General features: G+C 35.0%; 22 protein-coding genes and 1 other annotated feature (1 of these 23 only partly in view). Of the genes, 20 read left to right on the forward strand and 2 right to left on the reverse strand.

Going from position 1 to position 24,603, the window contains the following annotated elements; all coding sequences use genetic code 11:
* Positions 1-161, forward strand: a binding site (T-box leader) (it extends 59 nt beyond the left edge of the window).
* A 53-nt stretch (positions 162-214) separates the two neighbouring features.
* From aroC to ltaS, 11 genes are all read left to right on the forward strand, one after another.
* Positions 215-1,387 (forward strand): chorismate synthase, encoded by a 1,173-nt coding sequence (gene aroC / locus AC1DS7_RS12120; protein ID WP_012261155.1) that lies wholly within the window; start codon positions 215-217, stop codon positions 1,385-1,387.
* An 18-nt stretch (positions 1,388-1,405) separates the two neighbouring features.
* Entirely contained in the window at positions 1,406-2,506 is a 1,101-nt protein-coding gene (gene hisC / locus AC1DS7_RS12125) for a histidinol-phosphate transaminase (RefSeq protein ID WP_305926323.1), read from the forward strand.
* Positions 2,499-3,599, forward strand: a complete 1,101-nt coding sequence (tyrA, locus tag AC1DS7_RS12130) for a prephenate dehydrogenase (RefSeq protein WP_002084896.1) — start codon at positions 2,499-2,501, stop codon at positions 3,597-3,599. Before hisC ends, tyrA begins: the two co-directional genes overlap by 8 nt.
* 16 nt (positions 3,600-3,615) lie before the next feature.
* On the forward strand, positions 3,616-4,905 hold the full coding sequence (gene aroA, locus AC1DS7_RS12135; protein WP_016101186.1) for a 3-phosphoshikimate 1-carboxyvinyltransferase: 1,290 nt from the start codon (positions 3,616-3,618) through the stop codon (positions 4,903-4,905).
* A gap of 17 nt (positions 4,906-4,922) precedes the next feature.
* Positions 4,923-5,429, forward strand: coding sequence for an STAS/SEC14 domain-containing protein (locus tag AC1DS7_RS12140; RefSeq protein ID WP_476998998.1), 507 nt, complete (start codon positions 4,923-4,925; stop codon positions 5,427-5,429).
* A 290-nt stretch (positions 5,430-5,719) separates the two neighbouring features.
* Positions 5,720-6,883: a GNAT family N-acetyltransferase gene (locus AC1DS7_RS12145; RefSeq protein ID WP_016101188.1), complete on the forward strand. Its 1,164-nt coding sequence runs from the start codon at positions 5,720-5,722 to the stop codon at positions 6,881-6,883.
* Between the two features lie 176 nt (positions 6,884-7,059).
* Positions 7,060-7,626 carry a TetR/AcrR family transcriptional regulator gene (locus AC1DS7_RS12150; protein ID WP_002013443.1) on the forward strand — a complete coding sequence of 189 codons (567 nt, stop codon included), beginning with the start codon at positions 7,060-7,062 and terminating at the stop codon, positions 7,624-7,626.
* Between the two features lie 252 nt (positions 7,627-7,878).
* Complete coding sequence (locus AC1DS7_RS12155) at positions 7,879-10,995, forward strand: MMPL family transporter (RefSeq protein ID WP_476998999.1); 3,117 nt, start codon at positions 7,879-7,881, stop codon at positions 10,993-10,995.
* A gap of 311 nt (positions 10,996-11,306) precedes the next feature.
* Complete coding sequence (locus AC1DS7_RS12160; protein WP_002032778.1) at positions 11,307-12,932, forward strand: ABC-F family ATP-binding cassette domain-containing protein; 1,626 nt, start codon at positions 11,307-11,309, stop codon at positions 12,930-12,932.
* Between the two features lie 173 nt (positions 12,933-13,105).
* A complete protein-coding gene (locus tag AC1DS7_RS12165) occupies positions 13,106-13,474 on the forward strand; it encodes an SRPBCC domain-containing protein (protein WP_476999000.1) in 369 nt (122 codons plus the stop codon).
* A 411-nt stretch (positions 13,475-13,885) separates the two neighbouring features.
* Complete coding sequence (gene ltaS / locus AC1DS7_RS12170) at positions 13,886-15,859, forward strand: lipoteichoic acid synthase (protein ID WP_476999017.1); 1,974 nt, start codon at positions 13,886-13,888, stop codon at positions 15,857-15,859.
* A 46-nt stretch (positions 15,860-15,905) separates the two neighbouring features.
* Here the strand turns inward: ltaS and AC1DS7_RS12175 are convergent, their stop codons facing one another.
* Positions 15,906-17,354 (reverse strand): DHA2 family efflux MFS transporter permease subunit, encoded by a 1,449-nt coding sequence (locus AC1DS7_RS12175; RefSeq protein ID WP_016101193.1) that lies wholly within the window; start codon positions 17,352-17,354, stop codon positions 15,906-15,908.
* Between the two features lie 173 nt (positions 17,355-17,527).
* On the opposite strand from AC1DS7_RS12175, the gene AC1DS7_RS12180 reads away from it, so the two are divergent.
* Both AC1DS7_RS12180 and AC1DS7_RS12185 read left to right on the forward strand, forming a co-directional pair.
* Positions 17,528-18,073 (forward strand): TetR/AcrR family transcriptional regulator, encoded by a 546-nt coding sequence (locus tag AC1DS7_RS12180; protein ID WP_016101194.1) that lies wholly within the window; start codon positions 17,528-17,530, stop codon positions 18,071-18,073.
* 118 nt (positions 18,074-18,191) lie between these two features.
* Positions 18,192-18,617 carry a WapI family immunity protein gene (locus AC1DS7_RS12185; RefSeq protein ID WP_002142217.1) on the forward strand — a complete coding sequence of 142 codons (426 nt, stop codon included), beginning with the start codon at positions 18,192-18,194 and terminating at the stop codon, positions 18,615-18,617.
* Between the two features lie 42 nt (positions 18,618-18,659).
* Here AC1DS7_RS12185 and AC1DS7_RS12190 read toward each other — a convergent pair whose 3' ends face one another.
* Complete coding sequence (locus AC1DS7_RS12190) at positions 18,660-19,487, reverse strand: peptidoglycan-N-acetylglucosamine deacetylase (protein ID WP_002142216.1); 828 nt, start codon at positions 19,485-19,487, stop codon at positions 18,660-18,662.
* A 218-nt stretch (positions 19,488-19,705) separates the two neighbouring features.
* On the opposite strand from AC1DS7_RS12190, the gene AC1DS7_RS12195 reads away from it, so the two are divergent.
* The 7 genes from AC1DS7_RS12195 (at position 19,706) to AC1DS7_RS12225 (ending at position 24,550) form a co-directional block, all read left to right on the forward strand.
* Positions 19,706-20,362, forward strand: coding sequence for a hypothetical protein (locus AC1DS7_RS12195; protein WP_002142215.1), 657 nt, complete (start codon positions 19,706-19,708; stop codon positions 20,360-20,362).
* 147 nt (positions 20,363-20,509) lie between these two features.
* Positions 20,510-21,193: a DNA alkylation repair protein gene (locus tag AC1DS7_RS12200; RefSeq protein ID WP_002142214.1), complete on the forward strand. Its 684-nt coding sequence runs from the start codon at positions 20,510-20,512 to the stop codon at positions 21,191-21,193.
* A 14-nt stretch (positions 21,194-21,207) separates the two neighbouring features.
* Positions 21,208-21,909, forward strand: a complete 702-nt coding sequence (locus AC1DS7_RS12205) for a nucleotidyltransferase domain-containing protein (RefSeq protein WP_002142212.1) — start codon at positions 21,208-21,210, stop codon at positions 21,907-21,909.
* 15 nt (positions 21,910-21,924) lie between these two features.
* Positions 21,925-22,470, forward strand: coding sequence for a GNAT family N-acetyltransferase (locus tag AC1DS7_RS12210; protein WP_002142211.1), 546 nt, complete (start codon positions 21,925-21,927; stop codon positions 22,468-22,470).
* Positions 22,471-22,504: 34 nt separating this feature from the next.
* A complete protein-coding gene (locus tag AC1DS7_RS12215; protein ID WP_002142210.1) occupies positions 22,505-23,005 on the forward strand; it encodes a GNAT family N-acetyltransferase in 501 nt (166 codons plus the stop codon).
* A 15-nt stretch (positions 23,006-23,020) separates the two neighbouring features.
* Positions 23,021-23,539, forward strand: a complete 519-nt coding sequence (locus AC1DS7_RS12220) for a DinB family protein (RefSeq protein ID WP_429689219.1) — start codon at positions 23,021-23,023, stop codon at positions 23,537-23,539.
* A gap of 72 nt (positions 23,540-23,611) precedes the next feature.
* Positions 23,612-24,550: a DMT family transporter gene (locus AC1DS7_RS12225; protein ID WP_476999001.1), complete on the forward strand. Its 939-nt coding sequence runs from the start codon at positions 23,612-23,614 to the stop codon at positions 24,548-24,550.
* Positions 24,551-24,603 lie beyond the last annotated feature (53 nt).

Here is a 24,603-nt window from a genome sequence, read left to right on the forward strand (position 1 = left end):
CGGTGTGAATCAGTACAAAGGTAAGCATGAATTACAGCCTTGGAGCATCTTTCCCGCCAACTTTTGGAGAGAAAGACGGTCAAACGATCGTTAAAGAAGAAGAGAGGTAGACGAAAGAAGTCTACAACTAGGGTGGTACCGCGATAAACATCGTCCCTACTGAGCGCTCAGTAGGGACTTTTTTGTACAAAAAAATAGTAAAGGGGCAAGAGAAATGAGATATATTACAGCTGGAGAATCACATGGGCCGCAGTTAACAGTTATTTTAGAAGGTGTACCAGCAGGTTTAACATTAACAGCGGAACATATTAATAAAGAATTATTAAGAAGACAAAAAGGGCATGGGCGCGGAAGACGCATGCAAATTGAAACAGATACAGTTGAAATTGCAAGTGGTGTACGTCACGGAATGACACTTGGTTCACCAATTACGTTAATCGTAAAAAATGATGATTTCAAACATTGGACGAAAGTAATGGGTGCTGAACCAATTTCGGAGCAAGAAAGTAAAGAAATGAAACGTACTATAACGAAACCACGTCCAGGACATGCGGATTTAAACGGGGCAATTAAATACGGCCATCGTGATATAAGAAACGTATTAGAGCGCTCTTCTGCAAGAGAAACGACAGTTCGTGTTGCTGCTGGTGCAGTTGCGAAACAAATTTTGAAAGAATTAGGCGTGGAAATCGCAGGACATGTTCTTGAAATTGGTGGGGTACAAGCGAAGCGTATTTCAAACTTACCAATTGAAGAAATTCAAACGATAACTGAAAATTCACCAGTTCGATGTTTAGATAAAGAAGTAGAACAAGAGATGATGAATGCGATTGATGATGCGAAAAGTAGCGGAGATTCTATAGGCGGTATTGTCGAAGTCGTTGCAGAAGGAATGCCAATTGGAGTGGGTAGCTACGTTCATTACGACCGCAAATTAGATGCAAAACTTGCCGGTGCTATTATGAGCGTGAATGCGTTTAAAGGTGCTGAGATCGGAATTGGTTTTGAAGCGGCAAGACAGCCGGGAAGTAAAGTGCACGATGAAATTTTATGGGATGAAGAAAAAGGATACACGAGAAATACGAATAATGCCGGCGGTTTAGAAGGCGGTATGACAACAGGTATGCCAATTGTCGTAAGAGGCGTAATGAAGCCAATTCCTACATTATATAAACCGTTAGCAAGCGTAGATATTGATACGAAAGAAGCGTTCCAAGCGAGTATTGAGAGATCTGATAGCTGTGCAGTACCAGCAGCAGGTGTTGTAGCTGAAGCTGTCGTTGCATGGGAACTTGCCGGTGCACTAGTCGAGCAATTCGGAAAAGATCGCATGGAATTACTAAAACAAAATATTTCGCAACATAACAAATACGCAAAAGAATTTTAATGAAAAGGTGGATTTAACATGCGAGTAAAAGATCAACTATCATCATTACAACCGTATAAACCAGGTAAATCACCAGAGCAAATGAAAGAAGTATACGGGAATCATTCATTTGTTAAGTTAGCATCAAATGAAAATCCATTTGGCTGTTCACCTCGTGTTTTAGGAGAATTACAAAAATCGTGGCAGGAACATGCTTTATATCCTGACGGAGGTGCTGAAGTACTCCGTCAAACAATTGCAGAGAAATTACAAGTGCAAATGGAACAAGTGCTTTGTGGTAGTGGACTTGATGAAGTCATTCAAATTATAAGTCGTGCAGTGCTCTGTAAAGGAGATAATATCGTAACTGCCGGCGCGACATTCCCTCAGTACCGTCATCATGCAATTATTGAAGGCTGTGAAGTGAAAGAAATTGCTTTAAAGAACGGTGTATATGATCTAGATGAAATTTCTTCAGCAGTTGATGAACATACAAAAATCGTATGGATTTGTAATCCGAACAATCCGACAGGCACATATGTGAATGAGCGAAAATTGACTCAATTCATTGAAAGCATTAGTGAAAATACGTTAATTGTCATTGATGAAGCGTACTATGAATACGTAACAGCAAAAGATTTCCCTGAGACATTACCGCTTCTAGAAAAACATAACAACATTCTTGTACTTAGAACGTTTTCTAAAGCGTACGGATTAGCTTCTTTCCGCGTTGGTTATGCGATTGGACAGGAAGAGTTAATCGAGAAATTAAATGTCGTACGTTTGCCATTTAACGTATCTTCATTAGCGCAAAAAGCAGCGACGATTGCTTTTAACGATGAAGCATTTATTGAAGAAATTGTACGTGTTAATACAGAGGGATTACAACAATACGAGAGTTTTTGTACGGAAAGTGAAATTCCATTTTATCCGTCGCAAACGAACTTTATCTTCTTGCCGGTAGATGATGCTGGGGAAATTTATGAAGCTTGTGCGCATGCAGGGTTTATTATTCGTCCGTTCCCAAATGGTGTCCGTATTACAATCGGAACTAGGGAACAAAATGAAGGAGTGATCTCAGTGTTAAAACAACACTTTGAAAATAAAAAAGGTAAGTCTCGAGATGAGGCAAATGTGTAAAAAGGTAGTATTAATCGGTACTGGATTAATAGGAGGCTCACTTGCATTAGCGATTAAAAAAGAGCACGATGTAACGATTATCGGTTATGACATATTTAAAGAACAAGTAGAACGCGCGAAAGAATTGCACGTAGTTGATGAAGTAGCAGTAGATTTACAGCGTGCATGTGAGGAGGCAAATTTAATTGTATTTGCCTCTCCAGTTGAAGAAACGAAAAAGTTGTTACACAAACTTGCATCATTTCATTTACGAGAAGATGTCATTGTTACCGATGTAGGAAGTACGAAAGGGACAATCATGAATGAAGCGGAAGCTTTATTAACAAAGAAAGTTTCATTTATCGGCGGTCATCCGATGGCAGGTTCTCACAAAACAGGAGTTGAAAGTGCAAAGGCACACCTTTTTGAAAACGCATTTTACATTTTAACGCCAATGAATCACGTGCAGGCGGATCAAGTAGACGAGCTAAAAGAATGGTTAAAAGGAACAGGCTCTCATTTTCTTGTATTAAATACAAAAGAACATGATTATATAACAGGAATTGTTAGCCATTTTCCGCATCTAATTGCAGCAGGATTAGTAAAACAAGTTGAGAAACATGCTGGTGATAATCCGCTTATTCATCAACTAGCGGCAGGCGGATTTAAAGATATAACACGTATTGCATCAAGTAGTCCGAAAATGTGGAGTGATATCGTAAAGCAAAATCGCGGGCATTTATTGGAACTATTAGAAGAATGGATTTCAGAAATGGAAGAGCTATATAAGACGGTTTCTAAAGGAGATGCAGGAGAAATACAAAGTTATTTTGCAGATGCGAAAGAATATCGTGACTCTTTACCAGTTCGAAAAAGAGGGGCGATTCCTGCCTATCACGACTTATACGTCGACGTTTTAGATAAAGTAGGGGCATTAGCCCATATCACAAGCATTCTAGCAGAAGAAGAAATTAGTATTACGAACTTGCAAATATTAGAAGCGCGAGAAGGATTGCTCGGAGTTTTACGAATTAGTTTCCAAAGAGAAGAGGATCGAACGCAGGCAAAAATTGCGCTCGGAAAAGAAGAATACCAAACGTATGAAACAATTTAATGAGGAGGGTGACAACGTGAAAGAAAAAAGAGTACAAACTGTAAATAACGGATTGAATGGCACAATTACAATCCCTGGAGATAAATCAATTTCCCATCGCGCTGTCATGTTTGGCGCAATCGCGGAAGGTAAAACAACAATTAAAGGATTTCTTCCTGGTGCGGATTGTTTAAGTACTATTTCTTGTTTTAAAGAAATGGGAGTAGAGATTACACAAAATAGAGACGAAGTTATGGTAATTGGAACAGGATTAGAAGGTTTACAAGAGCCAAAAGCTGTATTAGATGTTGGTAATTCTGGTACAACGATTCGATTAATGTCAGGAATACTTGCAAACACACCATTCTTTTCTTGCGTGCAAGGTGATGCTTCAATTGCGAAGAGACCGATGCAACGTGTAACAAATCCACTAAAGCAAATGGGTGCAAAAATTGATGGCCGAAAAGAAGGAACGTTTACGCCGCTCACAATACGAGGCGGGAATTTAAAGGCGATTGAATATACTTCACCGGTAGCAAGTGCGCAAGTGAAATCAGCTATTTTACTTGCAGGCCTTCGCGCAGAAGGTGTAACAGCTGTTACCGAACCTCATATTTCCCGCGATCATACAGAAAGAATGCTTGAGGCGTTTGGCGTTACAGTAACTCGCGTGGGGAAAACAGTGAAACTAGCAGGAGGACAGAAGTTAACCGCAACAGATGTTCAAGTGCCAGGTGACGTATCATCAGCGGCATTTTTCTTAGTAGCAGGTGCAATTATCCCAAATAGTAAACTAGTATTACAAAATGTAGGAATGAACCCAACACGTACAGGTATTATAGATGTTTTAGAGAAAATGGGTGCTACATTTACTGTAGAGTCAATTAACGAAGGGGCATCTGAACCAGCTGCAAACATTACAATCGAAACGTCTTCACTAAAAGGAATCGAAATTGGCGGAGATATAATCCCAAGATTAATCGATGAAATTCCAGTAATCGCTTTAGCAGCAACACAAGCAGAAGGAATTACAGTCATTAAAGATGCACACGAATTAAAAGTAAAAGAAACGAACCGTATTGATACAGTCGTTGCTGAACTAACGAAACTAGGAGCTCGTATTGAAGCGACCGACGACGGAATGATTATTTACGGTAAATGTAAGCTAAAAGGAACTACAGTACATAGTCACGGTGATCACCGCATTGGAATGATGCTTGCGATTGCCGGCTGTATAGCTGAAGGAGAAACAACGATTGAAGATGCAGAAGCAGTAGGTGTATCGTATCCTACATTTTTTGAAGAACTGCAAACGTTAGCTAAATAAAGTGATGAGAAGCAGATATGCAATGTATCTGCTTTTTTATGTTGGCTTTTTTCGTAAATAATGTTGCTTTATTGCGTAAGAATTTTATCCTTATTGATTTTATGAGATTTTTACGCATAATTGTAACTAAGGGAGATGGTTCCAAGTTGAGTAAACAGAATATCAGCACAACAGTTTCAGGGGATTTAATTGTTACCCATCTAATTGGCAAGATTAATACAGCTGATGTTTATGAATGGTTTAATGGCTTCGAGCAGGTTTGTCAGCAATTCATTTCCGAGGGTCGGAAATACAAATTGTTGGTGGATAGAAAAGGATACACGCCAGATCATTTTTCTGTTCAAAAAGCATGGAAAGATAAGTTCTTTAATGAAACCATTWTGAATCACAGTAAGGCAATTGCGTTTCTCCTTGAAGAAGGGGAGATAATGAATTATTTACAACAATCCAATACAAAAGAATCCGTAAAATTTTTCGATGATTATGAACAAGCATTAATTTGGTTGAATGAATATCCAATATAAAACCTTTATTGAACCAGTTTCTCTCAATCAACTGGTTTTTTTTATGCCCGTAATGTTGCCGTTGTCATAAGTTTCATCACTTTCAATGGTACCTCTTAGCTTCGCAAACCCAAGAGAACGCAAGGCTTTTAATATTCTTATGCCGCCAATAGAAAGCAGTTGAAAAGAGCCTTTATGTTAGATTGGTTCTAAATCGATATCTTTTGTTGAAACATCCTCGTAATTTCACTTACCGAACTATAATAGTTTGAATTATGATATAATTCAAACTAGGAATGGAGGAGAAATATATGAACGTTATACAATTAAAAGAAGATAAGTTTAGAGAGGCATTACGTTTATCAGAATATGCTTTTCAATATAAAGCAAATGAAGAATGGATAGAGCAGAAAATTGCAAGAATGAAGGAAAGCCATCAAATATACGGTATTATGGAAGGAGAAGAGTTAGCTGCAAAGTTGCACTTAATTCCTTTTCATATTTACATAGGAAAAGAAAAGTTTAAAATGGGCGGCGTTGCGGGGGTAGCGACGTATCCGGAATATAGAAGAAGTGGATATGTAAAAGAGTTACTTCAGCATTCACTGCAAACTATGAAAAGAGATGGATATAGTGTATCGATGTTACATCCATTTGCCGTTTCATTTTATCGTAAATACGGCTGGGAACTTTGTGCGAATCGAATCGTATGTCAGATGACAAAGAGCGATTTAATAATTAAAAAACAAGTGAATGGTACAGTGAAACGTTTTAGTAAAGATAATCATCCAGAAGAAGTAGAGAATCTATATGAAACATTTGCAGAACGATTTTCTGGTATGTTAGTTCGCGGACGTAAATGGTGGATACAAGCGGTGTATCATGATTTAACATTGGCAGTTTACTATGATGAAAATAAAACGGCGGCTGGTTACATTTTATACAAAATAGAGAATTCTAAAATGAAAGTAGAAGAATTTGTCCCATTACATAATGAAGCAAGAATTGGTCTTTGGAACTTCATCTGCCAACATGATTCTATGATTAAAGATCTAGAAATGATACTAAGTGAGACAGAACCACTTCTTTACACATTACAAGAACCACGAGTAAAAGCAGAAGTAACTCCATATTTCATGGGAAGAATTGTAGATGTAGAACAGTTTTTCAAACAATATGAATGGAACTGGAACAACGAAGAGCAAGAAGTAATTTTACATATTACAGATTCATTTGCACCGTGGAATAACGTAACGGTTCAACTTAAAAATAATGAAATAACAATCGTTAAAGAAGAAACAGCAAAAGAAAATGGAATTCAAATCGATATTAATGCGTTATCTACTATTATGTTTGGTTACAAGCGACCGCTAGAATTAAATGAAATAGACTTAATAAGCGGTAGCGAAGAGGAGATACGTGCATTTGAGAATGTAGTGCCGGTGCGTAAGCCGTTTATTTATGATTTCTTTTAATTTTGTAAAGCTTTGTGCGGCATACTAATGTTTAAATGGCAATGTACTATAATTAGTCATAGTACATTGCTGCTTTTAATGAAGCATTATGAATGTTAACCACTTGACTTTTAATCCATGTAATTTATAATTATAAACGGAATGAATTTTCATTCCTGAAAATTGAGGTGAGAAAAATGGCTAAAAATAAGCAAGAGGATATTTTTGATGCTGCTATAAAACTTTTCGCAGAGCGTGGTTACGATGGTACGACAATTCCGATGATCGCTGAAAAAGCAAATGTCGGCGCTGGTACTATTTATCGCTATTTTGAAAATAAAGAGGCACTCGTTAACTCATTATTTTCAAAAAGCATGCTACAGCTATCTGAAACAATAAAAACTGATTTTCCTGTTGAAGCAAATATTCGAGAACAGTTTAGTCATACGTATAACCGTTTATTTGAATTTGCGAGAAACAATGTGGATGCTTTTCTTTTTACAAATTCGCACTGTGATAGTTATTTTCTTGATGAACAGAGTAAGAAAATATTTGACGATTTTATAGGCTTCTTTATGAATATTATTGAAGATGGAATCGAAAAAGGTTTTCTTCGTCCATTGCCTATAATTGCTTTAATTATTATTGTATATCAACCACTTGAAAAATTAATAAAAGTAATGGCGACAGGGCAGTTAGAATACTCAAAAGAATTAGTAAAAGAATTGGAAGAAAGCTCTTGGAATGCTATTAGAATCATTTGATTCTATAGCTTTATAAGGACAGGAATGAACATTCATTCCTAAATAAATATAAAAAACGATTACAGGAGATGATATATCTGTACAATTAATGGAATGAATATTCATTCCGCAGGGAGTGATTTAATAGAATTGAAAAATAATTTAATAGGATAATAGGAATGAACGTTCATTCCGAAATGATATTTTCAAAAACAGGGAATGAATATTCATTCTCTATGCACCATGAAACTCTAATAACAGGAGATGATTCAAATGAGCAAGCTAAAAAGTTGGAGAAGTTTATCTCTTCTATTATGGATAGTTATTACTATTGCAATGATCGTAACGATGCCTAATATGGATCAGTTAGTGAAGGAAAAAGGGCAAATCACGATTCCTAATACAGAACAAAGCAGTATTGCTGACAAGATGATAAAGGAGATGGATAAAGAAGGGGCTGAAAAGTATGAAATTATAGCTGTCTTTAATAGTGGAAGTAAGAAGGCTTTAACAAATGAGCAAAAAGAGGAAATAACGAAAACGATCAATGCCCTGCAAAATGAAAAAGAGCAATTAGGAATTAAGGAAGTCGTTTCACATTTAGATAATAAAGAACTGGAGAAACAATTAGTTTCTAAAGATAATACGACTATTTTAACGCAAATATCGGTAGATAAAAAACATGGTAAAATACCAAAAATTGTAAATAATCTTCATGAAAAAGTACAAACGAAAGGAGTTACAACGTACTTAACAGGAAGTGATTTAATAGCGGGTGATTTTCTTACATCCTCTCAAGAGGGCGTGAAAAAGACAGAAGTTATTTCGATCATTTTCATTCTTGTAGTATTAATCATTGTATTCCGTTCACCAGTTGTTCCGATTATTTCTCTTCTTACAGTTGGTGTTTCGTATTTAATTTCAATGGGGATTATTGCCCATCTTGTTGATCAATTTAATTTTCCGTTTTCAAACTTTACGCAAGTGTTTGTAGTTGTCGTCCTGTTTGGAGTAGGAACAGACTATAACATTTTATTATATACGAGATTTAAAGAAGAATTAAGTAAACAAGAAAATGCATTTTTGGCTACGAAAGAAACGTTTAAATCGGCAGGTAAAACCGTTTTATATAGCGGGATAGCAGTACTAATTGGCTTTGCATCTCTTGCTTTAGCGAGTTTTAAATTATATCAATCTACTTCAGCGGTAGCAATTGGTGTCGCAGTACTACTACTCGTATTAACTACTTTAAATCCATTTTTCATGGTGCTTTTAGGAAAAGGAATGTTTTATCCAGTTAAAACATTTAAAGGTCATGAGGATAGTCGCTTATGGGGATTCTTTGCAAAAAATTCAGTAGCAAGACCATTTATCGCTTTAATTATCGTATTCGTGATATCGATTCCATTCGTATTAAAATATTCTAACACGCTTAATTACAATGATTTATTTGAAGTGGATAATAAATATGAATCAAAAATGGGGATTAACGTAATAGAAGAGCATTTTCCGCCTGGTTTTTCTTCACCAAGTACGTTAGTCATTCAATCGGATAAAAAGTTAGATGAGGCGACTTCTTTACAAACTTTAGATGAACTTACTGATAAAATCTCGAAAGTTAAAGGAGTCTCAGAAGTATATTCACCGACGCGTCCAACTGGAGATAAGATTAAAGAATTATATATAAATAAACAAGCCGGAGAATTGAATACAGGCTTAGGCGATGCAAATGGTGGCATAAAAGAAATTAATGAAGGATTAACTGATGCGAAAGATAAAATGGGTAGTAATGACTCAAATAGTCTTGCAAATGTTCAAAAGTTAATTGATGGAACAAATGAAGCGAAAAATGGCGTATCAGCATTAGGAACAGCTTTAAATCAATTATCGAATGGAATAAACAATGGAGCACAAGGAGCGAAGCAAATAGAGGATGGGCTAGCATCATTAAACGGAAATATCAATGCCCTGTCAAATGCAACTTCGCAGCTTCATGCTGGTTATGCTCAGTTAGAAAAAGGTTTAAGTTCGTACGATCAATATTTCGGAAGTATTTCTCAAGCGATTGATGGTGCGAAAAAAGGATATGAACAAATTGAAACGTTAATGAACAATTTCATTCAAACAAAACCAGAATTAGCAAATGATCCTAATGTGCAGCAAACATTAGGAATTGCAAAAGAAGCTCAGAAGCAATTGAGTGTTCTTTCAAATGAATTAAATCAATTAGCGACGCAGCACAAAGCAGCGATGAGTTCATTTAAAGAAGCAAATCAATCATTATTAAAAGTAGATAATGGTTTAAAGGAAATGAACAATGGAGTAACGCAACTACAAAAAGGAGCTGCTGAACTGAAAAATGGATTGAACGAAGGAGCTACAGGTTCAAAACAAATTTCGAACAAATCGGCTGACTTACAATCTGGATTAACGAAAATAAACGATGGGCAAGGACAGTTATTAACTGGACTGAAAGATTTACAAGAAAAGATGGGGCAATTGCAATCAGGTTTATCTAAAAGTACAGAGGGGTTAGGAAAAGTAAGTAACGGTCTAGGTGACGCTCAAAAATATTTAGGAGAGTTAAATGAGTCGAAAAGCTCTGAGAAATTTTATATTCTGAAAGAAGTTTTAGAAGGAGAAGATTTCCAAAAAGCATTGAATACGTACATGTCACATAATAGAAAGATTGCTAAAATGACAATTATTTTAGACGTAAACCCGTATTCAAAAGAAGCGATGCCTATCATTCAAGAAATTAATAAAACGATAGATGGTACGTTAAAGGGAACAGAACTAAATGATGCGAAAAAAGCAATTGGCGGGACAACAGCTAGAAACGTTGATTTAAAAGAAGTAACCGGGCAAGATTTCCTACGTACTGCTACGATTATGTTATTAGGGATTTCGCTTGTATTAATCGTGATTACACGCTCATTCTTAAACTCAATCTTTATTATTGGGTCGTTAATTTTAGCGTACTTTGCATCACTTGGTATAAGTGAACAAATTAGTGCACATGTATTAAACGTAGGGTCATTAAGCTGGAATGCTCCATTCTTTAGCTTCATTATGATTGTCGCTTTAGGAGTGGATTATAGCATCTTCGTTATGATGCGATACAATGAGCTAGAAGGGGATTCAGTAACGAAAATTGTAAATGCATCTCGTCACATAGGAGGAGTCGTATTATCAGCGGCACTTATTTTAGGAGGGACATTTGCAGCTTTAATTCCTTCAGGAGTATTGACACTTATACAAGTAGCATCCGTTGTTGGCGTTGCTCTTTTACTATTAGCTTTAATTGTAATGCCGATATTGTTACCTGCTTTAATAGGATTGACGAGTAAATTGAAGAGTTATAAAGAGAAAATAATAAATACGAAATAAGAAAAACCTGTAGGGAATGTTTTCTCTACAGGTTTTTGTATATAAAATATGAAATGAAAAAATGATTCAATGTATTACAGAATGAGAAGCGAATAGGGATATTAGAAAGAGGTCGATGATATACAAAAAATAGCTAGGGGAATGGATAAAAACTATTCGATTTCGTTGTAGAAAGCTAATCAACCGTTGCTATTCATCCAGCTTCTACTATATAATAGCTATAGTCTACAATAATTGAGTCGTAATATGCGATTTTTTAAGACAATCGGTGAGAAAACGCTGAAATAAGCGGTATTAGTAGGAGGACACAAATGATTACAGTAAGTAACGTTAGTTTGCGTTTCGCAGATCGCAAATTATTTGAAGATGTTAACATAAAATTCACGCCAGGTAATTGCTACGGTTTAATTGGAGCAAACGGTGCTGGTAAATCAACATTTCTAAAGATTTTATCTGGAGAAATTGACCAATCAACGGGTGACATACATATTACGCCAGGTGAGCGTCTAGCAGTATTAAAACAGAATCACTTCGAATATGAAGAATTCCCTGCACTAGAAACAGTAATGATGGGTCACACACGTCTTTATAAAGTAATGCAAGAGAAAAATGCAATTTACATGAAAGAAGACTTTAGTGATGAAGATGGCATGCGTGCTGCAGAACTTGAAGGTGAGTTCGCTGAGCTAAACGGTTGGGAAGCTGAGTCAGAAGCTGCAATCCTTCTAAAAGGATTAGGTATTGGTGAAGATATTCATGATAAAAAGATGTCTGAATTAACAGGGGCAGAGAAAGTAAAAGTATTACTTGCTCAAGCTTTATTCGGTCAACCTGACATTCTATTACTAGATGAGCCTACCAACCATTTGGACTTAAAAGCGATTCAATGGTTAGAAAACTTCTTAATGAACTTTGAAAATACAGTTATCGTTGTATCCCATGACCGTCACTTCTTAAATAAAGTATGTACGCACATGGCTGACCTTGATTTCGGTAAAATTCAATTATACGTTGGTAACTATGACTTCTGGTATGAATCAAGCCAATTAGCATTAAAACTAACGCAAGATTCTAACAAGAAAAAAGAAGAAAAAGTAAAAGAGTTACAAAACTTTATTGCACGCTTTAGCTCAAATGCATCTAAAGCGAAACAGGCAACTTCTCGTAAAAAATTGTTAGATAAAATTACATTAGATGATATTAGACCATCATCACGTCGTTATCCGTTCGTTGGTTTCACACCAGAACGTGAAGTAGGAAATGACCTATTAACAGTTGAAGGTATTTCGAAAACGATTGATGGCGAAAAAATATTAGATAATGTGAACTTCACTTTAAATAAAGGTGATAAAGTTGCATTTATCGGACGTAACGATATTGCGATGACAACATTATTTAAAATTCTTATGGGTGAAATGGAGCCAGATAGCGGTTCATTCAAATGGGGTGTAACAACATCTCAAGCTCATTTCCCAAGAGATAACTCTGAGTACTTCGAGAACAGTGATTACACTTTAATTGATTGGTTACGTCAGTTCTCTCCACAAGATGAATCAGAAAGTTTCTTACGTGGTTTCTTAGGCCGTATGCTATTCTCTGGTGAAGAAGTAAAGAAAAACGTTTCTGTTTTATCTGGAGGAGAAAAAGTTCGCTGTATGTTATCTAAAATGATGTTAAGCGGTGCAAACGTATTAACACTTGATGATCCGACGAACCATTTAGACCTTGAGTCTATTACAGCATTAAACAACGGTTTAATCACATTTAAAGGAACATTATTATTCACTTCTCATGACCATCAGTTCGTACAAACAATTGCAAACCGTATTATCGAAGTAACGCCAAACGGTGTAGTTGATAAGGTAGCAACGTATGATGAGTTCTTAGAAAGTCAAGAACTTCAAAAACAAGTTGATGCAATGTACAAAGGTCAATAATAAATGATTAAAACCCTCGCTTTCTTTTATGAGAGCGGGGGTTTTTTTTTAGTAAAAAAATATTCGTTTTAATATAAAGTGGGGGGAGGATTAAAATGAATAATTATTCAAAAATAACATTAGCGATGGTAAGAAATTTTTGAAGCGTGGATAAACCCTGAAATGATGAAGAAATGGTTTTTACATTGGAAGGGACGGATAAAGTAACGGGAAATACTCCTGAAGTAGGAGGGAGTTGGGAAACTATTGACCATCGTGGCGGAAAAGATTATCGAGCAATTGGGGAATATATCGAAATGAATCGTCCTAAAAAAATTAGTATTCACATTAAAACGCCGCAGTTTAGTGAATTATTAGATAAAATCACAGTTGAAATAAAAGAGAAACAACAAGGATTTAAAATGATATTTTCACAAAATATAATCGTTGCTCATGAAGAAGATTGGACAAAATATGATATTGAAAAAGCTTTAAAGGGGTGTCATGATGGCTCTGAGCATGGTTGGAATGTAATTATTCATGGGACTGAAAGAATTGGTTAAAAGAAGAGGGGATAGCTACAAAGGATGATAAACGGTAGTCGAAAAAGTGTATTTTGAGCAAATTGCCCAAACTACATTTTTTATTTTATGAAATTGGGTAGTTTACATGAATATACCAAAATTGGAGATAGGTTAGTTTGCAAATGAGGAAATAAAGGATTATAGTTTGTGGAGTCATAATTAGTGGATGAGCCTTGGGAGAAAACAGGAAATGTTACAAATGTATTTTGTTAAATAGAAACCAAGGTCAAAATGTTTAAAAAGAAATAGTTGAATAAATAAAAGCTACAAATTATAATTACTAATATTCTTCATATAGTTAAACAAATAAAATCTATTTGAAGAAGAGAAATTGAATAGAGAGACAGACTTATATAAAATAAGCCTTGGATGATCAAAAGAGGTGGAGAGATGCAACAATTTTTATTAAAGAGTAAACGAGTATTAAGTAATCATTTTGGATTTTTCGTATTTGCCGTTATTTTACTTTGGTTAAAAACATATGCCGCATATGTGACAGAATTTAATTTAGGGATATCGAACACAATCCAAAAGTTCTTACTGTTTTTCAACCCGTTAAGCTCAGCGGTTCTATTTTTAGGGATCGCACTATTCGCAAAAGGGAAACGAGCTTACATTTGGTTAATTATTATTAATTTGCTAATGTCTATACTTTTATACGCAAACGTAGTATATTATCGCTTTTTCAGCGACTTTATTACGTTCCCGACATTAACACAATCGAATAACTTTGGAGATTTAGGTGGTAGTATTTTTGCATTGCTACACTTATATGATCCACTATATTTCTTAGATACAATCATTTTAATTGTTTTAGTAGCAACGAAATTTGTAAATCCTAAACCAATTCGTGTTGCGAAGCATAAATTATCTCTAGTATTTGTAGCAGGTATTTTATTATTTAGCGTTAACTTAGGTCTGGCAGAATCTGACCGTCCTGAATTGTTAACAAGAACATTTGACCGCAATTATATCGTGAAATATTTAGGGGCGTACAACTTTACGATTTATGATGGTATTCAAAGTGCGAAAGCATCAACAGAACGAGCATTAGCGGATGGAGATAATATGACAGAAGTTAGAAACTATCTTTCATCAACTTATGCAAGTCCAAACCCTGAGTATTTCGGTAAAGGAAAAGGAATGAACGTAATTTATATTCATTTAGAGTCATTCCAAAACTTTTTACTAAACTACAAGCTAAATGGTCAAGAGGTTACACCATTCTTAAACTCATTTACAAAAGATGCGAATACGTTATACTTTGATAACTTCTTCCATCAAACAGGACAGGGGAAAACATCTGATGCGGAGTTCATGTTAGAGAACTCAATGTTTGGATTACCACAAGGATCTGTTTTTACAAATAAAGCTCATAACACGTATCAATCAGCACCGGCTATTTTAGGACAACAAGGATACACATCAGCAGTGTTCCACGGTAACTACAAAACGTTCTGGAACCGTGATGAAATTTATAAATCATTTGGTTTTAATAAATTCTTTGATGCGTCATACTACGATATGAATGAAAAAGATGTAGTAAACTATGGCTTAAAAGATAAACCGTTCTTTAATGAATCAATTCCGTTATTACAAACGTTGAAACAACCGTTCTATACGAAGTTCATTACGTTATCGAACCATTTCCCTTATCCGATTGATAAAGCGGAAGCAACGATTGAACCAGCTAAAACAGGTGATTCATCAGTAGATACGTACTTCCAAACAGCACGCTATTTAGATGAATCTGTAAAAGGATTCATTGATTACTTGAAACAATCTGGTCTATACGATAACTCAATTATCGTTATGTACGGTGATCATTACGGTATTTCAGATAATCATAGTGCAGCAATGTCTCAAATAATGGGTAAAGAAATGAACGCATTTGAAAATGCTCAATTACAACGTGTACCATTAATCATTCGCGTACCAGGAATGGAAGGCGGCGTACAACATCAATACGGCGGAGAAATTGACGTTCTTCCAACGTTATTACACTTACTAGGTACAGATACGAAAAATTATGTCCAATTCGGATCAGATTTATTATCACCAGAGCATAAACAAGTTGTTCCGTTCCGTAACGGTAACTACGTAAGCCCAACAGTTACTGCACTTAACGGCAAATACTATGATACAGCGACTGGGAAACCTGTAGAATTTACAGATGAAATAAAACAAAATGAGCAAATGGTTCAAAAATCACTAAAATACTCCGACCAAGTTGTTAACGGTGACTTATTACGATTCTACACACCAGAAGGATTTACACCGGTAGAACCTTCTAAATATAACTATAACAATCGTGATAAAGATAAAACGAAGGTGAAGACGACTGAAGACGGGGAAACGAAATAATAATAAAAAATCCTACTCGTATAGAAAACGAGTAGGATTTTTTGTTTTAAGATTTACTTTCGGATTTTTGGAGTGCTACTTTTTTAGGCATAAAACATGCAATAATCAAAGCTACAAAGGATAAGACTAACATAAATACGTAGGCATCACTTGAGCTGAAGATAGAAGCTAATTTCGTTACTTGCATAGTTGATATGCTTCCGTTCTCACTAGATAACTGTGAAGTATGTGAAGTGGATTGAATTGTATACACAGTGATAATGACTGCTGTTCCTATAGCACCTGATAATTGACGTACGGTATTATTCACTGCGGAACCATGTGAACCGAGTTCTCTTGGTAAAGCGTTTAAACCTGCTGTATTTAAAGGCATCGAAATGAAACTTAGTCCAATGCGTAGAATAATGGTACGAACCATTAAATACATATAAGTGGTGGATTCGGTCAAATCAATTACACCCCACATCGATATAATGATACATATTAAACCTATAATAAAGAGTGGTTTTGCCCCATATTTATCAAACATTTTACCCGTGATAGGTGATAAGAATGCATTAATTACAGCTCCAGGTAATAGAAGTAAACCTGATTCAAAAGCAGTAAAACCTCGTCCGTTTTGCAAGTAAATCGGTAAAAGAATTAAATCAGCATACATAATCATCGTAATGAGTACGTTAATGACTGATGTAAGAGTGAAAATTTTATACTTAAATACGGATAAATTTAATAGTGGATCGCTAGACTTTATTTGACGTAAACAGAATAGAGTTGTAACAATTATTCCGATGATAATTGTAGTAATAACAATTGGATGATCCCATCCTTTACTTCCTGCACTACTAAATCCGAATATAATACAACCAAAGCCAATCGTTGATAAAATGACACTTACGATATCTAATTTTGCTTTTGTTGTCTCAGCAACATTCATTAAATATTTTAGCGCGAGAATAATAACGATGCATACAAATGGAGCGAATCCAATAAATAACCATCTCCATGATACATATTCAATAATAAAGCCAGATAATGTTGGAGCGATGGCTGGCGCAAAAATTATGGCGAAACCGATGGTTCCCATAATACTGCCACGCTTTTCACTAGGGTATAAATATAAAATAACTGTCATCATTAGTGGCATAATAATTCCTGCCCCAACTGCTTGAATCATTCTTCCTGCTAACAAAATGCCAAAATTCATGGCACATGCACAAAGAACAGTCCCAATAAACAAGGAGAGCATTGAGCTAATAAACAGCTGCCTTGTTGTAAATCGTTTCATTAAAAATGCAGTAATTGGCACTAGAACGCCATTTATGAGCATAAAGCCTGTTGATAGCCATTGCACGGTTGCAGCTGTAACATCAAATACTTCCATTAAATTACTCATCGCTACATTTAATAGCGTCTGATTTAATGTTGATAAAAAACAACCGGAAATGAGCACAATTAATATAATTTTTTTATTTCTTTCTGATATTTCCTTTTGCATTGGTAAACTCCTTCATTGTTGTCTTGATTTATCGACATTGTGTCGATAAAATTAATGGTAACAAAATAAATTTTCTTTGACCATGAACAGTTTTGTTGAAAATGTTCACTACTCGACATAGAAGGTATGCACTGTCGAGTAAGTAAAGAGAAAATCTATAAAGGAGTTTCAAAATGTCTACACCTAAAAAAGAAGATCCTCGTACAGTTCGTTCAAGAGAAATGTTTAAAAATGCTGTTTTTTCTCTCCTATGTGAGAATCCTAGTATTTCAAGTTTAACGGTTCAGAAAGTCGCAACAAAAGCAGGATTAAACCGAACAACCTTTTACTTACATTATCAAGATATTCAAGATTTATTAGAACAAATCACTAACGAGATTTTAAATGAGCTTTCTAATAAAATTGTTGATTTAATACATGCAAAAGATTTATCAGAAAAACAAAAGCTAATACAATTGCTTGATTATTTATATAACCACCGAAATTATTTATTTATATTATTTAAAATGAATCAATTTGAGGAGCAACTATTTTTATTTTTAAAAGAGTTAATAGAAACGAGAAGAGAGAATACGAAAAAGGATTTGCCTGATGATTATGTTGCGGTTGATATTAAAACAGCTTCATTGGTAGGTATTATCATGTGGTGGATAAGGAATGGACTTCACTTTAGTTCAGATTATATCGCAAATCAAATTTATTTTATGTATAAAGGGTAATAAATGCAAACAATTTATCCGTATTAAAAAAAGATTAAAATAACCTAGTATAATTTAAAGTATCGGGATTAATAAAAATTTATAAAACAAAAGATCCAGAGATAGAAGGGAGATATGCATGAATTTTCAAAATGAAAAAATATCATTACATTTAGAGGTTGTAAATTACCAATATGCAGATGCAAAAGACGAGTGTGATAGAAATTGGTTAAGAGTAAAAGCGAAACTATCAGAAGAAAATAAAGTTTTTGAAACGATGGATCCTTTTTTACAAACATACGATTTACAGTACATGATAAAATGGTTTGAATCTTTACCAAACCCTACATATAACGAACTAGATTTCATAGAACCAAATTTAGCGTTTGAATTTATGGGGGGAAAAGCAGGGGAGTTTAACATTGTTATTCGCTTATCGCTGGAACTTAACCCCACATGGTGTAAGGAAGAAGAATACGAATTTTCTATCGGTATAACTCAAGAGGATAGGGAGAATATTATTCGTTCTATTGAAGAGCAACAAAGAAAATTCCAAAAACGATAAAAAAAGACTTGATAACCTACTAGAGGGAATCAAGTCTTTTTATTACATACGATTATCATGCCAGAAGTTTACTGGGAAGTGTTCGTTCTCATGGTAGGCTTCTAATTCATATCCTCTTTCTTTCAGTCCTTTAATAATACCAGGTACTGCTTTAACTGATTGTGGATGAATATCGTGCATAAGGATAACTTCTGTTGGATTTGTAGCACCAGCTAGAACATTTTCTACGATTTTAGCTGAAGCAGCGTCAACTGGCATTTTGTTGTATCTCCAGTCTAATGAATCAATTGTCCAGTCCCAAACTTTTAAACCATTTTCTACAACTTTGTTGCGAAGGGCTTCATTTAATCCTGGCATTGAGCCGTAAGCTGGACGAGTTAATACTGGTGCTTTTCCTAGAACGCCAGCGATTAAGCCTTGGTCTTCTTTCATTTCATCAACGTAATGACCTTCTGTGTAAAGCTTCTTGTAGTTATGAGTCATACTGTGCATCCCAACGTAGTGGCCTTCAGTATTTTCACGTTTTACAAGATCAGGGAAAGCTTTCACGTTTGAACCAATTAGGAAAAATGTTGCTTTTGCATTTTCACTTTTTAACATATCTAAAAGCTCAGCTGTGTATTTTCCAGGACCATCGTCAAATGTTAAGTAAGCGACTTTTCTAACTTGCCCGTTATAGTGCTTTGGAGCTTCTTTCGGAGCAAGGGACGTTTGAATTTCACTTACAAGTTGAACAGATTTCGCTTCATCCTCTGTACTTGCTAGAGCGATATGTGTTGATCCGTAAGCAGCTTCGTATGTAAATAATACCCCAGCGCAAATCAACAGAGCCCTTTTCACTAAAGTTGTCATCCGAATTCCATTGTGCATAATTTTCCTACTCTCTATAAAAGTTCTACTCTACTATATTAGCAATTTTAGAGGGGGAAATGCAAAAAAACTTTTTTACAAGCGCAAAAAAGTTTGTTAAAAAGTATGTAAGATTTCACTGTTTTGCAGGTTTGAAAAAATGAAACAAGAATTAAATGAATGGAACTGCATGTAAAATGGTTCATTCACGTTTTTTGTTTTAGAAAAGGAGGATAAGTATGAAAAAATTAGCTTGTTTACATGCTCATCATTCAAATATTGAATACATTGACCGAGCGTTGCAATTTTTTGAAATAGAAATACTCCATTTTGTAGATCCAATCTTATCACACAGACTAAAAATAGAACGAGAACAAGCACGAAATAATTTAAAAGATATTATAAAGTATATAGCTGAAAGTGATGTTGATACACTTTTAATAACTTGTACAGATTATATCACGTTATTAGATGAGAATTTCAAAATAGACATACCTATATTGAAAATTGATGAGCCATTCTTTGAAATGATTTGTCATGTTGAAGAGCCACAGACAATACTTTTTACAAATAATCGTACGGTTTCAGGAACGATGGAACGTTTAAAACAATACGCTCGGCAGAATAATAAATCCATACATGTAAAAGTAGAAGTGATAGAAGGGATATTTGAGTTAATTATGCAAGATCGTAAAGAAGAGCATGATGCTAAGTTAGAAAAGTATTTATATGAAATTATGAAAGATAGAAACGAAATGCTTTCAGTTGCACAATTATCGATGGTAGACGCTGCTACAAGGGTAGAAAATATAATAGGAAGGAACATAATAAATCCGTTGAATGCGCTTGTGGAGTATTGTATACAGAGTGTGAATGAACAACCGTGTGAAAAATAAGGAAGAGGATGTTTTTTATTTTAGAGAACATCAATAAAATTTCACATACCGTATTTAAAAAATAAATATAGGAAAACCAAAAAATAATGTAGAATATATCGTACATACATATGTGAAGGCAACAAAATATATAAAAGAGGTGGACCTATGTTACTTGAAGAAGTAATGCAGCAACTAGAAGAATATGGAACAGAACAAAACCGTAAAATCTTTAAAAATCATGGGGCAAAAGAACCGTTATTTGGAGTTAGTTTTGCAAATTTAAAATTGTTGAAAAAGAAGATAAAAAAGGATCATGATTTAGCAATTTCATTATGGGAAACAAAAAATATGGATGCAATGACTTTAGCAACGATGATTTTAGATCCGAAGAAACTAACATCAGAACAACTAAATAGATGGGTTCAGGATGTTGATTATTATTGTTTAATGGATGTTCTTATGACGGCTATATGTACGTCGCCAATCGCGATAGAAAGAATGGAAGAATGGACGAAGTCTGATGATGAATGGATTGGAAGAGCTGGTTGGTCATTATTAGCGAATATCGCAATGAAAAATAAAACGTTAGACGATGACTTTTTCTTACCGTATTTAGAAGAGATTAAAGTTCATATACATAATGGGAAAAATCGAAAAAGAGAAGCGATGAATAGAGCTTTAATTGCGATAGGGGTTCGAAATGAAAATTTGGAGCAACAAGCAATTGAAATTTCACGTGAAATTGGAAAAGTAGAAGTTGATCACGGTGAAACGTCATGCAAAACACCAAATGCAGAATCCTATATTAAAAAGACACGAGAAAGAGCTGAAAAGAAGAAAGTAAAATAAGAAGGGATAAGATTATGAAACCAATTGAAGTGGCACAAAGTATTATTACATCACAATTTCCGAATTGTGATGTTGCTTTACTAGGGGGAAGTGTTGCTAGAGGAGAGGCTACGAAAACATCTGACCTTGATATTGTAATATTTGACCAAAGTTTGTCATCTTGTTATAGAGAATCTTTCTATAGTAATGGTTGGCCTGTTGAAGTATTCGTACATAATTTTGAAACGTATAAAACCTTTTTTAAAAGTGATTGTGAGCGCGGGAGACCTTCATTACCTCAATTAGTTTCAGAAGGGATTGTGCTAAAAGGAAAAGATGAAATTGTAGAGACACTTAAAAGAGAAGCGAATGGTTTATTAAATAAAGGACCAAAAAAATGGTCAGAAGAAACGATGAAGCAGAAACGCTATTTTATTACGGATACCTTGGATGATTTCATTGGTGCAACAAAGAGAGAAGAAGAATTGTTCATCGCCAATTTATTAGCTGATTTAGTACATGAATATGTTTTAAGGGTAAATGGTCAATGGCTTGGAAATTCAAAATGGTTTATTAGAGTGTTAAGAAGGTATGACGAGCGATATGCAGATCATTTTGTAGCGGCTTTTGATCATTTTTATAAAACAGAGAAGAAAAATGAATTAATTAGTTTTATAGAAAATACGTTAGAGCAGTATGGAGGAAGAATGTTCGAAGGATTTTCTATAGGGAAATGAAAAGGGGATAGCAAAGTGAATGTACCATTCGTTCAATTAAGAGAACTGACAATAGATGATGTAGAAGATCGATATCAATGGTCATTAGATACAGAAGTAACAAAGCATTTAGTTGTACCAGATCAATATCCACCGTTCACTCGTGAAGATACGAGAAGGTGGATTGAAGCATGCATAAGTCGAGGGAATGGTTATGAACAACGAGCTATCGTTACAAAGGAAGGTATACACATTGGATGGGTAGACCTAAAAAACTTTGATAATACAAATAAAAATGCTGAACTAGGGATTGTAATTGGAAATAAAGAATATTGGGGTAAAGGATATGGAATGGCGGCCCTATACAGTATGTTACAAATCGGTTTTTCTGAATTCAAATTAGAAAAAATTTGGCTACGAGTAGACGAAGATAATTTACAAGCTAGAAAGAGTTATGAAAAAGCAGGATTTGTTTGTGAAGGAATAATGAGAAATGATCGGTTACGTAAAGGGAAGTTCATTCATCGTTATCGCTATAGTATGTTAAGAGAAGAATACCAATCTTTAAATAGTAGCTTATAAAAATATTATGTTAACTTAAAGGGGCAGGATAAATATGATTCGATTACTTACGAAAGAAGATGCGGAAAAATATTGGGACTTACGTTTACAAGCTTTACAAGTAAATCCAGAGGCATTTGTAACAACTTATGAAGAGGCGATTCGCCAGGAAAATCCTATTAAGCGAGTGGAAAGTAATTTAACAGCTACTACTAGTTGTACATTTGGTGCATTTAATGAAGAAAATCATTTAGTTGGAGTTGTCACTTTACTAACAGAAGAGAGAGAGGCGTATAAACATAAAGGTCATATCGTTGCGATGTATGTAGATACACAAAACAGGCGGAACGGATTGGCACGTAAGTTAATAACAAATGCCATTCAAAGAGCGCGAGATATAAAACTAGAGCAATTGACATTAGGTGTTGTATCTACAAACGAACCAGCAAAAAAATTGTATGAATCAATGGGCTTTAAAACGTATGGAATTGAAAAAAGAGCTATAAAGGTGAATGGTGTGTATAGTGATGATGAAAATATGGTGTTGTTTCTTTAAAGGAAGGATATTATCATGAAAGATCTCCATTTAGAAAAAGATATGAACCCCAACGTGGCAATTTTGTATGCAACGGTTACTGATACATTTAAACGATTGCAAAGGTTAGTCGAAGGTATTGAAAAGAACGAACTATCCTATAAAGGGTCTGAAAATAATGAAAATAACATTGGACAGCTACTTCAGCATTTAGCAGTAGTCGATTTACACTGGGTGTACCGTTTAAAAGGAGAGGGAGTTCCGCCTGCACTTGAAAATAAATATGGACCAATGTTGAATGAAATCGGAAAATTGCCTAGTTTAAGAAAGTACAAATTACAAGAATTAATGCAAGATTATGAAGCTGTGCAACATATGTTTTATGAGGAATGTATGAAACTAACAGAAAATGATTTAACACGAGAAGTTTTTTATGAAAAGGGAGAAAATGCGACTATAAGGTGGGGAATATGGCATATAGCCGATCATAATCGGTACCATCAAGCTCATATTAGTCGATTACGAAAGTTATATAGAAGTAGACCGCATGTATGATTAAATTTTCGAATATTAATTATATTCATTTTGTTATATAGTAGAAAAAGAAACTATATAAGGGGTTTTATAATGAAAGCTATTGCAGTAGGGATATTGGCATCGTTTTTCTTTGCCTTTACCTTTGTGTTAAACCGGTCGATGGACTTAGGGGGCGGGAGTTGGATTTGGAGTGCATCACTACGGTATTACTTTATGGTTCCAATGCTACTACTTATTGTCATGTATAGAGGGAATTTAAAACAACTCTTGCAATATATGAAAAACAATCCGAAAGAGTGGTTGTTATGGAGTATTGTAGGGTTTGGTCTCTTTTATGCACCGCTTAGTTTCGCGGGTGCGTTTGGACCGGGGTGGCTTGTCGCTTCGACTTGGCAAATTACAATAGTTGCAGGGATTTTGTTAACACCATTTTTTGCAGTAGACCCATTACATAAAAAACTTCCAATGAAAGAATTAGTAATGTCAGGCATTATTTTATTCGGTGTTGTTCTTATGCAAGTAGAACACGCTTCTTCTTTAGGGCTTCGTGAAACCATTTTATGTGTGGTTCCTGTACTCATTGCTGCGTTTGCATATCCACTTGGAAATAGAAAAATGATGCAAGTATGTAAGGGCGAATTAGATGTCTTCCAACGAGTTCTCGGTATGACATTAGCAAGTTTACCATTTTGGTTTTTACTATCTGGTTATGAAGTATCAACAGGCGGATTACCGTCAAGTAGTCAAGTTTTCCAATGTTTTATTGTAGCAGTTAGTTCAGGGTTAATCGCAACGGTATTATTCTTCTTTGCGACAGATCTTGTAAAAGATGATCCGCAAAAATTAGCAACAGTCGAGGCGACACAGTCTGGTGAAGTTTTATTTGCATTAGTAGGAGAGCTGATCTGGTTATCGGCTCCAATTCCGTCTTCTTTATCGTGGGTTGGAATGAGTCTTGTAATTGTCGGAATGATACTTCATAGTTATGTAGCTGTAGTTGTGAAAAAAGAAGAGAAAATAACGGCGTAATGAGATTAGCTCTTTTTCAATAAAGAGCTAATCTTTTTTCATGAGAAAGGATG

The organism is Bacillus sp. P4_E1 (assembly GCF_056401715.1).